The 12,712-nt window shown below is 63.5% G+C and carries 11 protein-coding genes; 4 read left to right on the top strand and 7 right to left on the bottom strand.

What is annotated here, in order from left to right:
• Positions 1-19 precede the first annotated feature (19 nt).
• The gene (locus ACZ5BM_RS12305) at positions 20-1,291 is read right to left on the bottom strand and encodes an SLC5/6 family protein (protein WP_498908321.1); all 1,272 of its coding nucleotides are present in this window, start codon (positions 1,289-1,291) and stop codon (positions 20-22) included.
• A gap of 110 nt (positions 1,292-1,401) precedes the next feature.
• Here ACZ5BM_RS12305 and mntR point away from each other — a divergent pair, with 110 nt between their 5' ends.
• Positions 1,402-1,875, top strand: a complete 474-nt coding sequence (gene mntR, locus ACZ5BM_RS12300; protein WP_498908319.1) for a manganese-binding transcriptional regulator MntR — start codon at positions 1,402-1,404, stop codon at positions 1,873-1,875.
• 36 nt (positions 1,876-1,911) lie between these two features.
• Here the strand turns inward: mntR and ACZ5BM_RS12295 are convergent, their stop codons facing one another.
• Together ACZ5BM_RS12295 and ACZ5BM_RS12290 are read right to left on the bottom strand one after the other, a co-directional pair.
• Positions 1,912-2,349 carry a hypothetical protein gene (locus ACZ5BM_RS12295; RefSeq protein WP_498908318.1) on the bottom strand — a complete coding sequence of 146 codons (438 nt, stop codon included), beginning with the start codon at positions 2,347-2,349 and terminating at the stop codon, positions 1,912-1,914.
• A 67-nt stretch (positions 2,350-2,416) separates the two neighbouring features.
• Positions 2,417-2,953 (bottom strand): hypothetical protein, encoded by a 537-nt coding sequence (locus ACZ5BM_RS12290; protein ID WP_498908317.1) that lies wholly within the window; start codon positions 2,951-2,953, stop codon positions 2,417-2,419.
• 109 nt (positions 2,954-3,062) lie between these two features.
• Here ACZ5BM_RS12290 and ACZ5BM_RS12285 point away from each other — a divergent pair, with 109 nt between their 5' ends.
• On the top strand, positions 3,063-4,016 hold the full coding sequence (locus tag ACZ5BM_RS12285) for a hypothetical protein (RefSeq protein WP_498908315.1): 954 nt from the start codon (positions 3,063-3,065) through the stop codon (positions 4,014-4,016).
• 88 nt (positions 4,017-4,104) lie between these two features.
• On the opposite strand, the gene ACZ5BM_RS12280 is transcribed toward ACZ5BM_RS12285, so the two are convergent.
• Together ACZ5BM_RS12280 and ACZ5BM_RS12275 are read right to left on the bottom strand one after the other, a co-directional pair.
• Positions 4,105-6,165: a M13 family metallopeptidase gene (locus tag ACZ5BM_RS12280; protein WP_498908314.1), complete on the bottom strand. Its 2,061-nt coding sequence runs from the start codon at positions 6,163-6,165 to the stop codon at positions 4,105-4,107.
• A gap of 119 nt (positions 6,166-6,284) precedes the next feature.
• Positions 6,285-7,154, bottom strand: a complete 870-nt coding sequence (locus ACZ5BM_RS12275) for an acyl-ACP desaturase (protein ID WP_498908313.1) — start codon at positions 7,152-7,154, stop codon at positions 6,285-6,287.
• A 475-nt stretch (positions 7,155-7,629) separates the two neighbouring features.
• On the opposite strand from ACZ5BM_RS12275, the gene sucC reads away from it, so the two are divergent.
• Both sucC and sucD read left to right on the top strand, forming a co-directional pair.
• Complete coding sequence (gene sucC, locus ACZ5BM_RS12270) at positions 7,630-8,829, top strand: succinate--CoA ligase subunit beta (RefSeq protein WP_498908312.1); 1,200 nt, start codon at positions 7,630-7,632, stop codon at positions 8,827-8,829.
• A complete protein-coding gene (gene sucD, locus ACZ5BM_RS12265) occupies positions 8,829-9,704 on the top strand; it encodes a succinate--CoA ligase subunit alpha (protein ID WP_498908311.1) in 876 nt (291 codons plus the stop codon). Before sucC ends, sucD begins: the two co-directional genes overlap by 1 nt.
• A 21-nt stretch (positions 9,705-9,725) precedes the next feature.
• Here sucD and ACZ5BM_RS12260 read toward each other — a convergent pair whose 3' ends face one another.
• Entirely contained in the window at positions 9,726-10,067 is a 342-nt protein-coding gene (locus ACZ5BM_RS12260) for a UrcA family protein (protein WP_498908309.1), read from the bottom strand.
• Positions 10,068-10,385: 318 nt separating this feature from the next.
• Positions 10,386-12,599, bottom strand: a complete 2,214-nt coding sequence (locus ACZ5BM_RS12255; protein WP_498908308.1) for a TonB-dependent receptor — start codon at positions 12,597-12,599, stop codon at positions 10,386-10,388.
• Positions 12,600-12,712 lie beyond the last annotated feature (113 nt).

Below are 12,712 nucleotides of genomic sequence, written 5' to 3'. Positions count from 1 at the left end.
CGCGCGCGCCGGTCTGGGATCAGCCGGGCATGAGGCCGACGGCCTGGAGCAGCAGTACGACGTTCAGGAACAGCACGAAAGCGGCCATGCAGCCGGCCAGGACGAGCAGGCGGCGCGACATGCGGAAGCGGCCCATGATCGCCGGATCACGGCTGAACATCAGCAGGGTGATCATCGGCACGGGCAGGACGAAGCTGAGCACGACCTGGCTCCAGACCAGGGTCTGCGTCACGTCCGCGCCCAGGCCGATCACCACGAAGGCGGGCAGCATGGTCAGCACGCGGCGCACCCAGACCGGGACGCGAAAGCCGACGAAGCCCTGCATCACCACCTGCCCGGCCATGGTGCCGACCACGGAGGAGGACAGGCCGGATGCGAGCAGAGAGAGCAGGAAGATGAAGGCTGCGGCGCGGCCGAGCAGGGGGTCGAGCATGCGATAAGCGGCGGCGATGCTGTCGATGTCGGGATGGGCGGCATGGAAATGCGCGGCGAGCACCACCATCGCCATGTTGACCAGACCGACCGTGGTCAGCGCCAGCACCACTTCGCGGTCGGAGAAGCGCACGGAGCGGGCGCGCTCGGCGTCCGAGCGCGGCGCGGGGCGGTCCCGGAACAGGGCGGAATGGAGATAGATCGCGTGCGGCATCACCGTGGCGCCGACCAGGGCGATACTGAGCGAGACGGCGGCGCCGTCCGGCAGGGAGGGCACGAGGCTGCCACGGATGGCGGCGGGCCAGTCCACCGGCACGATCAGCAGTTCCAGCGCGTAGGACACGCAGATGATCGCCACCAGCGCGCCGATCGCGCGTTCGATCGGGCGGAAGCCGCGCCCCTGGAGTTGCAGCAGCGCCATGGTGCCGACGCCCATCGCGACCATGCCGACCATGAGCGAGCAATGCGTGAGCAGGCTGACGCCGAGCGCGCCGCCGACGAATTCGGCGAGGTCGGTGGCCATGGCGGCGATCTCCGTGCCGATCCACATCAGGATGGAGGGCGTGCCGGGAAAGCGCTCGCGTGTGAGTTCGGCGAGGTTGCGGCCCGACACGATGCCGAGTCTGGCCGCCCAGCACTGGAACAGCATGGCGATCAGGTTGGACAGCAGCACGACCCAGAGCAGCGCATAGCCATAGCGCGCGCCGGCCTGGATGTTGGTGACGTAGTTGCCCGGATCGACATAGGCGACGGAGGCGACCACGGCGGGGCCGATCACGGACAGGAAGGCGCGCCATCCGTTCGGCGGGGCGGACGTCTCCGGGCTCTGGCGGGTGGCGGGACGCAGCGTGTCGGTCAAGCAGGCATTCCGGCGGGATGTGGCTGCGGCGGATTTTGTAGCCATGGCTACATTTCGTCAATCGGGGGTGAAGTGCGATTCCGGCGGGAGGCGCTATTATCGTCGCCGTCATGAGCCGCCCGCCCCCGACCGACGAAACAGACGCCGCGCCCGAACCGGGCGCCCTCGCCGCCCATCTGGACCGGGCACGCGGCGCGCAGATGCGGGTGCTGCTGGAGGATTACGTCGAGCTGATCGACGATCTGGCCGGCGCCACGCCGGAGCGCGCGCCGATCGGCCCGACCGTTCTGGCGCGGCATCTGGGCGTGTCGCACGCCACGGTGATCAAATGCGTGGCGCGTCTGTGTCGCGAAGGGCTGGCGAGCAGCGAGCCCTATCGCGGGGTGATTCTGACCGAGGCGGGGGCGGCTTTGGCGGACAAGGTGCGTCGGCGGCACCGGCTGGTGGTGGCGCTGCTGCGCGCCGTGGGTGTGCCGGATGCGGATGCCGAAGCGGATGCGGAGGGGATCGAGCACCATGTCTCGGACGGGACATTGGCGGCGTTCGAGCTGTTTCTGGAGAAGGGAAAGGGCTCTGCCCTTTAGAACCCGCCAGAGGCGGAGCCTCTGGACTCCAGGTGTTCAGAGTTTGCCCAGGTTCCGGAAGGCCAGGACTAGACGCATGTGCGGGGCGAGCAGGCGCGGCGGCAGAGTGGGCAGGTGGATGCGGATCGCGTCGAGGCGCTTGGAGGGCGGCAGAGCCGCGAACGGCGTCCGCGCCCCTTCCGCGCCGTCGCTGCGCGCGTAGGAGCGGGCCACGGCCTCGACCAGATCGGGCGGGACCGAGTCGAGCAGGGCAAGCTGCGCCTGCGGCAGAACCTTGTCGCGCAGCGGGCCGGACAAGGTGCGCTGCTCCGCCACCTTCGGCGGCTCCCACGGCTTCAGCCTGGAGAGCGGAAACTCGACCTCCACCCCGTTCGGCTGCTGCACATAGCCGATGCCCGCGTCGATCTCGACGAGGATGCCGGAGGTGGAGTTGTCGAGGGTGGAGACGCGGTCGCCGATGGTTAGTGGGGGCATGGGAACTCCAACCTACAGAACACAAAATTCTCAGATTTAGAAAGCAAGGAAACATATCACCGCATAATTAGATTAACTTATCAAAACATGTATATATAAGAAATGATAATATTATTGCTGTTGCGGTTATGGCAATCCATTTCGTCCAAACAAAGATCGCCTCCCCTCTTTTAACTCTATTCCATTCAAACTTAAGTAGCTTACTTGATTGTTTTAGAAATTTCTGCTCAATTGGCCCAATGTTTTCTGGTGTTATTTTTTCATTGTCTTTCGCCAGATTCTCAAATTCTTTCATCGCCTTCAATAGCATTTTTGCTGGCTTTTCTGTAGAATTTATCCGAAGTCTTATTCCATGGCTTGCCTCGTTCAGAAGTTTGTATGAGGATATGAGATCTGGGTTATTAATAATTCCAGCTTTCTTCTGACGAACAGCATCAGATATAGTATTGATATTGACCAAATATGTTACTAAGCATTTTCGCAACTCATCGATCCAAGGTTGTCGAAATTCCGATACCTTTTGCTCTTTAGATATTATTATTCCAATTATGGAAACAATACCAGCAACAAAAGCAGCCCCTACGGCGCCAATGCTCAAATCCACGACCTGACCCTCTCTCCACTTTTCCTGATCCACATTCTAGCATATTTGTAACGACGTCATAATGGTTATACCTTCTATATGAAACTTTGAACCAGCATGGGAATCATTGATGTCCGAGTCTCTCTCGTTTCATTTTGAGGGCGCGCTTGCTGAAAAGCACAGAATGGACTTTTACGAATCCGCGCGCTTCCAATATGCCGCAGCACGACTGTTAGTAAAACTTGCGCAGTTTCGACATATAGGCAGATTTCAACAAAAAATAACAAAGGTTTCTAACATTGGGATAGAGCTTGTTGAGCAGACCAAGGGTTCATTCAATATAAATGTAGAAGCTCCAAGCCAGAGAGAAGGTTCAGAACAATTTGCAAAACTCTCCTTGTCAGATTTGATAGCTTACGTCAGTGAAAGGATAATAGCGAAAGTTGACCAAACAGAAATCTCTACTGCAGAACTAGAAGTTCTTGATGGAACAACACAAGATACTGCACAACGCATTGGCTTCGAACCAGATTCAAATCCAGAAACTGGAGCTGAGATATTCCGTTTATCAGATATTGCAAAGCGCAGAATAGCAGAGACAAATAGAGAACAATTATTGCTTGAAAGCGGCGCATCAATATCTAAGATAGATCCCGCTAGAGCTCAAAAATTAACATCGATGGCCGCCCCCCTTATCAGCGAAATGGCAACCGCCCTCCGCCGAAGCGCCAACAGTCTTGAGATATACGATAATTCAAACAGCAGAAAGAATACCATATTGTTTCTGGATAGAAGGATGGCGGAGGAAATTGAGACATCAAAAGTTGATACAGACATAACAACAATACTAGGGGATATTGTTCAATTTAATAAAGACAACGGGTGGGGAAAGCTACGAATAGAAAGTGGATCCAAGATTGTCAATTTCAACATCCCATCTGACCTCCTTCCCAACCTAAAACAAAAGTTTATACAAAACATGGGGAGGGATAAGGTATATTTGCAGGCCTGTTTTGTACGCGACGCCGGAGGCGAAGTAGTTCGACTAATAGTTGTTGGGGCCCTGCAACTTCCAGAGGATTAGAAATACGCCCCTCATCCCGGGGGTCTGGGACCCCTCGGCCCCAGCGGGGTCCAGGGGCAGCGCCCCTGGCCTTCCTACCCCTCCGAACTCACCAAATCTGCACGCGATCCTTCGGCGCCAGATAGAGCTTATCGCCGGGCTTCACGTTCCAGGCTTTGTACCACCCGTCGATGTTGTGCATCGGCATGTTCACGCGGGCCATGGGCGGGGAGTGCGGGTCGGTCACGAGCAGCATCTTGGCGCGGTCGGGGCGGACCTTCTGGCGCCAGACCTGGGCCCAGCCGAGGAAGACGCGCTGGTCGCCGGTCAGGCCGTCGATCACGGGGGCGATCTTGCCCTTCATGAAGGCGTGGTAGGCGTCGAGCGCCAGGGTCAGGCCACCCAGATCGGCGATGTTCTCGCCCATGGTCAGCTTGCCGTTCACGTGCATGCCGGGGAACGGTTCCAGGGCGTCGAACTGGGCGCCGAGGCGGGCGGCGTGTTCCTCGAAGCGTTTGGCGTCGTCGGCGGTCCACCAGTCGTGCAGACGGCCACGCTCATCGAACTTGCGGCCTTCGTCGTCGAAGGAGTGGGTCATCTCGTGGCCGATCACGCCGCCGATGGCGCCGAAATTGATGGCCGGGTCCGCCTTGGGGTCGAAGAAGGGCGGCTGGAGGATGGCGGCGGGGAAGACGACCTCGTCGAAGGGCGGGTTGTTGTAGGCGTTCACGGTCTGCGGGGTCATGTCCCACTCGTCGCGATCGACCGTCTTGCCCTGGTGGCCGAGCCAGAAGGCCCATTCGTAGGCGGTGGCGCGCACGGTGTTGCCGTAGGCGTCGTCGGGCTTCACGACCAGACCGGAGTAATCGCGCCACTTGTTGGGGTAGCCGATCTGGATCAGGTGGTTGTCGAGCTTGATGAGGGCGGCCTGCTTGGTTTGCGGGCTCATCCAGGTGTTGTGTTCGAGGCGGGTGTGGAAGGCGGATTTCAGGTCGGCGGTGAGGGTTTCCATCGCGGCCTTGGCCGAGGGCGGGAAGTAGCGCGCGACGTAGATCTTGCCGATGGCCCAGCCCATGGCGCCGGAGGTGGCGCTGACGGCGCGCTTCCAGCGGGCTTCGAGCTGGGGCTGGCCGCTCAGGGTCTTGCCGTGAAACTCGAACGACGCGTCGACGAAGCTCTTGGGCAGGATGTCGGCGGCGTTGTCGGCGAGGTGGAAGGCGAGCCAGGCGCGCAGCGTGTCGAGATCGGTGTCGCCAGCGATCTTGGCTTCCGCGAGCACGGCGGATTTCTCGACCAGCACGAGCTTGTCGGCGTTGGGGAGGCCGGCGGCGGCGAGATAGGCATGCCAGTCGAATTGCGGGGCGGCTGTTGCGAGCTCGGCCAGGGTGGTGGGGTTGTAGGTCTTGTCGGGGTCGCGCTCGTCCTGACGGGCCCATTGCGCCTGGGCGAGTTTGGTTTCGAAGGCGACGATGTCGGCGGCGTTCTTGTCGGGGTTCTGCCAGCCGATCAGCGCGAGCATGTGGGCGATGTAGCTCTGGTAGGCGGTCTTCTTGGCCGCGAACTTGGCGTCCAGATAGTAGTCGCGGTCGGGCAGGCCGGTGCCGCCCTGGCCGAGAGTGATGGCGTACTGGGTGGGGTCCTTGGCGTCCGGGGCGATGGAGAGCGAGAACAGGGTGTATTGCAGCCCGTTCTGCGCCTGACCGGTGAGGGCGGCGAATGCCTGGCGATCGGAGACGGCGCGGATGGCGTCGAGATCGGCCTTCATCGGCGCGATGCCGCGGGACTCGATGGTTTTCTCGTCCATGAAGGCGTCGAAGAAGGCGCCGAGCTTGGCCTCGTCGGTACCGGGGTTGGTGGTGGCCTTGGCGGCGGCTTCGCGCAGGATGGTCTGCACGCGCTCGCGGGAGCGTTCGGCGAGAATGTTGAAGGCGCCCCAGGAGGTGCGGTCGGCGGGGATCACCATCTCACGGACGGCGGTGCCGTCGGCGTAGTCGAAGAAGTTGTCGCCGGGGCGGACGGATGTATCGCGCCCGGCCATGTCGAAGCCCCAGGAGGACGAGGGGGCGGCGGCGGAAGGGGTGGCGGCGCGGGCGGAGCCCTGACCGAAGGCGAGGCAGGCGACGCCCGCGAGAAGGGTGCGTCGGACGCTGTTTCGGCTCAAGCGGGTCATCCTTGTTTCGATATAACTGCGAAACAGGGAGACCCGAAGCGCCCGGTGCGTCAACCCGACTGGATTCTCAAGGCGAGCCTTGAGCGGGGTTTCAGGGGCAGCGCCCCTGAGGTAGAGCGTTATTCCGCCGCATGCATCCGCAAGGCGCCCTGCCCGACCACCGCCGGCCGGGCCTGCTCCTGCTTCGCGAATTTCTGCCCGCGTCGGCGCATGGCGCCGAAGGCGAGGCGCGAGGCGGCGCGCGACACGCGCCCGTGCGGGGTGAAGCCGATGGTCTTGAACATCATGCCCATGGCGCGGTCGATATGGGACTGGCGGTAGAAGCCCATGGCGCGGGCCATGTAGGCGGCGATGCAGCGCTTGTGGTCGTAGGCGAGGGCCGGGTCTTCGTTGGTGCAGTGATAGGCGTAGGCGAGTTCGTCGTCCTCGCTTTCGGTGACGCGGCCGAGCGCGATGCGCGTGCGGGACCAGACGCCGAGCTTCTCGCGGGCGAGGTAGCGCTTCATGTGGTCGTAGAAGAGCTTGAAGTGCCGGTATTCGTCGGCGGCGATCTGCTTGCAGATGCCCTTGAGCACGGGCTCGTCGGTGGCGTCGGCAAGGGCGGTGTAGAAGCTGGAGGTGCCGGTTTCGACCATGCAGCGGGCGATGAGTTCGCCGGTGCGGGAGCCGCGCACGGAGGCGTCGACCTCAAGGGGGATGTGGTAGGAGGACCGGTAGCGCTCGAAGGCGGCCGGGTAGTCCCAGGAGGGGTCGGCGAGCATGGCCCATTGGCCGAGCGCGTCGCCGTGCTGCACTTCCTCGACGGCCCAGTTATCGGCGGCCTGTCCGAAATCGGGATCGTCGTTGAAGACGTTGCGGAGGTAGACGGCGTAGTCGACGCCGTTGCGCTCGACCACGGAGGCGGCCTTCACCAGTTTGAGCACGTCGGGATCGACCTTCGACGGTTCGAACCGGTCCCAGGCCACGTCCTCGATACGCCAATGCTTCATTACGTCGGTCCACTTCCTGCCGTCCGGAACGCCGTTCCATGCCGGCCGTGACCGGGGATTATGACACCGGACTGCAACGGAACAAAATATCGGATGCACCGCCCGACGGGGCCAGGCGGTGCGGATGGGGAGAATAGCGACGGCGGGGCCGATCGTTCCGGCCGCCGGGCGATATTCCGATCGGTGTTGCAGCGATGCCGCCGACGCCGGACCGGCGGTGGGCAGGGCGGTGTCTTGCTTCGACACGATGGGCGGTTGAGATAACGCGGATCGAGAAGGCTCAGCGTTTTCAACGTCATGCAGACTGAAATTCCGGGTGACAGACGGTCTGGCGGCAGAATTGTAAGAGTTTTGTGCAGCGCAGCGTGACTTCGGTTCGAACCGGGTGCAAACATCCGCTCCGACTGGAATCCGAGCCTCGGGCCCTTCGGCGACGGCCCGAACGGCGCGTGCCCAAGGAAGGAACTCATCCAGCATGAACATCCACGAATACCAGGCCAAATCCCTTCTGAAGGGGTTCGGTCTGCCGGTGCTGGAAGGGCGTGTTGCCCGTTCCCCCGAAGAGGCTCTCACCGCCGCCCGTTCGCTGCCGGGTCCGGTCTATGTGGTGAAGTCGCAGATCCATGCCGGCGGGCGTGGTGCCGGCCGCTTCGCCAACGATCCGAACGGCAAGGGCGGCGTGCGTCTGGTGAAGAGCCCGGCCGAGGCCGAGGAAGCCGCGACCGCGATGCTGGGCCACGTGCTGGTGACCAAGCAGACCGGCGCCGCCGGCAAGCAGGTGAACCGGCTCTATGTCGAGGCCGGCTGCGACATCAAGCAGGAACTGTATCTCTCCATGCTGACGGACCGCGAGAGCGGCCGGATCGCCATCGTCGCCTCGCGCGAGGGCGGCATGGAGATCGAGGAGGTGGCGCACCACTCTCCGGAGAAGATCCTGAACGCCACCATCGATCCGGCGCTCGGCTATTCCGACTACATCGCCCGCGAGCTGGCGGCGAAGCTGGGTCTGACCGGCAAGTCGATCGGCCATTTCGGCAAGGTCCTGAAGGCGATCTACGGCGCGTTCGTGGGGCTGGATGCGGCGTCGATCGAGATCAACCCGCTGGTGGTGACCGGTGACGGCTCCTTGGTGGCGCTCGATGCCAAGATGAGCTTCGACGACAACGCCCTGTTCCGCCATCCGGAGCTGGAGGATCTTCGCGACGAGAGCGAGGAAGATCCGAAGGAGCTGGAAGCGGCCCGTCATGGCCTGAGCTACATCGCGCTCGACGGCTCGATCGGCTGCATGGTGAACGGCGCCGGCCTCGCCATGGCGACCATGGACATCATCAAGCTGGAAGGCGCGGAGCCGGCCAACTTCCTCGATGTGGGCGGCGGCGCCACCAAGGAGCGTGTCGTCGCGGCGTTCAAGATCCTGCTGTCCGACAAGAATGTCGAAGGCATCCTGGTCAACATCTTCGGCGGCATCATGCGCTGCGACATCATCGCGACCGCGGTGATCGAGGCGTCGCGCGAGGTGCAGCTGGGCGTGCCGCTGGTGGTGCGTCTGGAAGGCACCAATGTCGAGCTCGGCCAGAAGCTGATCGACGAGAGCGGCCTGCCGATCATCAACGCCGACAATCTGTCGGACGCCGCGCGCAAGATCGTCGCCGCGGTGAAGGGGAGCAAGAACTGATGTCGGTTCTGGTCAATTCCGAAACCAAGGTCATCACCCAGGGTTTCACCGGCGCTCAGGGCACGTTCCATGCCGAGCAGGCCATCGCCTACGGCACCAAGATGGTCGGCGGCGTAACGCCGGGCAAAGGCGGTTCGACCCACCTGAACCTGCCCGTGTTCGACACCGTGGCGGATGCGCGCGAGAAGACCGGCGCCACCGCGTCCGTGATCTACGTGCCGCCGCCGTTCGCGGCGGACTCGATCCTGGAAGCGATCGACGCGGAGATGCCGCTGATCGTCTGCATCACCGAAGGCATTCCGGTGCTGGACATGGTGCGGGTGAAGTCGGCGCTGGGCCGCTCCAAGAGCACGCTGATCGGGCCGAACTGCCCGGGCATCATCACGCCGGGCGAGTGCAAGATCGGCATCATGCCGGGCCATATCCACCGCAAGGGCAAGGTCGGCATCGTGTCGCGCTCCGGCACGCTGACCTATGAAGCGGTGGCGCAGACCACGGCGGTGGGTCTCGGCCAGAGCACCTGCGTCGGCATCGGCGGCGACCCGGTGAAGGGCATGGACTTCATCGACGTGCTGGAGATGTTCCTGGCCGACGACGAGACGGAATCCATCGTCATGATCGGCGAGATCGGCGGCGCGTCCGAGATCAATGCGGCGAAGTTCCTGCAACAGAACAGCCGCAAGAAGCCGACCGTCGGTTTCATCGCCGGCGTGACCGCGCCTCCGGGCCGTCGCATGGGCCATGCTGGCGCGGTGATCACCGGCGGCAACGATACCGCTGCCGCCAAGATCGCCGCGATGAAGGAAGCCGGCATCCATGTCGCCGACAGCCCGTCGCTGCTCGGCGAGACGATGCTGAAGGCTCTGAAGGGCTGATCCCCAACGGTCCGGGCCGGCTCAATCGCCGGCTCGGGCCAGTTGCACGTTCGCCTTCGCCGGACGGGCCGATGCGATGAGGCGGTTCAGAGCGGGCTGGAATTTGGACAGCACCTCGGCGCGGCAGGCTTCGTCTTCCGCGCTGCCGGCCAGGGTGGAATAGCTGCCGTCCATGCAGACACGGTGCGCGGCGACGTCGAAACGATGATTGGCGGTGTCGATGCCGGCCTGGGTAGACAGGTCGAGGTCGGAGAGTTTCACCGTTGCCGATACCGGATCGGCCTGGGCGGCGGCCGGCTGCAGCGAGAGCAGCAGCAGGGCGGGAACGGCGGCGAGAATGGCGGGGCGGACGATACGGACCATGGTCGGCTCCTGATGTGGAAGGTTGCCCTCTCCTCTCAGCAGCCGCCGTGCCACAGGCAACGATCCCGCAAGCAATTGTTTTCTCAGTGTATTTTTACACTCGATCAGCAGCCTTTGCTGGCGATATGGTTCAGAACATCAGTCATTGGTGGGATGCGCCGAAGTGTAGCGTGATTTGCGACACGCTATGACGCCTTCCGGGTTTCGCACGTGGGAGACGGCCGTCTTCTGACGTCCGCCTCGTTTCGGATCGGGCGCAGAAGCGGGTGCCCCTCCCCGACCCGTCTTCCGGCGCCGCGCCCGATACAGGCCTGGCGCCTACAGATCCACGGACAGAGACAGCTTGTAGGTACGCGCGTCGCCCTGCAGCAGGTAGCCGCCGAAGGAGGACGCCCAGTAGCGTTCGTTGGCGACGTTATCGACGCCGAAGCGCAGCGTGACCGGGCGTTTCTGCGCGACGAAGGTATAGCGCGCACCGAGATCGAACCGGGTCCAGCTCGGCAGTTGCAGCGTGTTGGCGGTGTTGACCTGCTGCGTTCCGGTCTGGATCACGCGGCCGGTGACAGTGCCGCCACGTAGGAACGGCAGGTCGTATTCGAGATTGGCGTTGATCGTGTAGTCCGGGATGCCGATCGCCTTGTTGCCGTCGGTGGCGCCGTTCAGCGTTCTGGTGAGCACCGGGTCGTTCAGGGTGACGCCGCCGATCAGGCGCAGGCCGCGGGTGAGATCGCCGCTGACGCTGGCTTCGATGCCGCGATTGCGCTGCATTCCGTCCACCACGAGGTACGGCACGCCGCTTGCGCCCGGGCGGCTGAAGGCGCTGGGTTGCTCGATCTGGAACAGGGCGAGCGAGGCGGAGAAGCGCGACCGCTCCAGCTTGGCGCCGACCTCGTACTGGGCCGATGTGTAGGGCGGGAACAACTGCCCGGCATTGCCGGCCGTGGCGGGGGCGATCTGGCCCTGCGCCAGCCCCTCGATCCGGTTGAAATAGAGCGATGTATCGCGGGTGGGGTGTACCACCAGGCCGACGACCGGCGTCGCCCTGGAGGCGTCGTAATGCGCGCTCAGACGGCCGGTGGCGTAGGCATAACTGTTCACCACGATGCGCTGCTCGCGCACGCCGACGATCAGGGACGCGCGGTCGTCGAAGGCGGACAGCGTGTCGGAGCCGTAGACGCTGGCAAGGTTGGTGCGGTTGATCGGGAAGGGATCGGCCAGGTCGCCGCCGATGCCGGTGATTTTGGGCAGGGGCGCGTAGATCGGGGTGTAGAGATTGGCCGCGGACTTGCCGGCGGACGCATAAGCGTAGCGGCCGGTTTCCCACAGACCGGAGCCGCCCAGATCGAGCGTGTGCCGGATCGGGCCGGTGGCGAGTTTCGCGCGCAGCCCCCCGCGCACGCTCTCGTTGTCGTCCGTGCGGGGCACGCGCAGGAAGCCGGCGATGCCGGCGCCCGTGCTGCCGTTGGAGAGGGTGAGCGAGGAATAGTCGCCATTCTCGGAGCCGTCGCGTCCGCCGACATCGGCATAGGCGGTGAGGTTTGGCAGCAGCTTGTAGTCGCCATGCAGGACGCCGAACACGTCCTTCAACCGCGTATAGGCCCAGCGCTCGCCATAATTGCGGGTGTTGGAGGGCACCTTCGGCACCTGGAGGCCCGGGGCCAGGAAGATCTCCGCGCGACCGAAGCGCACGCCCTTGTTCTGATACGCGACGTCCAGCGACAGATGCGCCCGGTCGCTGCGCCAGTCGAACGCGCCGCCGACGGTCGTGGAGTCGCGATGCTCGCCGTCCAGCGTGGTGCCGCCGCTGGAACCGGAGGCGTTGATGCGGACGCCGAACTGCTTGTCGCGCCCGAAACGGCGGCTCATGTCGATGGCGCCGCCGCCCAGCGAATCGCTGGCGTAGGTGCCGGTGAGACGAAGGAGCGGCTCCTCGCCTGCGCGCTTCATCACCAGATTGACGCCGCCGCCGATGGACGAGCCGCCGGGCGCCGCACCGTTCAGGAAGGCATTGGCGCCGTCCAGCACCTGCACCTGATCGTAGAGTTCCGGCGAGACGAGCTGACGCGGCGCCACGCCATAGAGACCGTCGACCGAGACGTCGTCGCTATAGACCGGAAGGCCGCGGATCACGAACACCTCGGAGAAATTGCCGTAGCCGAAGGTGGTGCGCACGGAGGGATCGTTCTCCAACACCTGTCCGAGCGTTTGCGGCTGCTGGTTCAGGATCAGGGCGGCGCCGTAGCTCTTGATGCTGAACGGAACGTCGAGCCCGTCCTTGTCGCCGAGCGCGCCGAGCTGGCCGCCGAGGCGGACCTCGGTCTGGTTGCGGCGCTTGGCGCGCACCACGATGCTTTCGTTGGAGCAAGCACCCGTCCGGGCCTGTCCGGGCATGTCGCAATCCGCCGCCGTCACCGGGGCGGCCGGAGTTGTCGCCATGGGGATCGGGCCCGCGAATGCGGCCTCGCCGGTGCCGAGCACGAACGCGGTCAGACTGCAGGCCGCGAGGAGGCGTCGTCGTTCATACACAGGCATGGCGTCGTCTCCAGGATCGCGCCCGATCTGTCACAGTCGTTAGTGATAATCAATCGCATTTGTCGGTGGAAGGATCGGTTTCCCCTCCGCGCAGCGATATGGCACATGCGTCG

This window comes from Lichenicola sp. GTC18331, from assembly GCF_055386855.1.
This window is presented reverse-complemented; position numbering and strand designations above follow the sequence as displayed.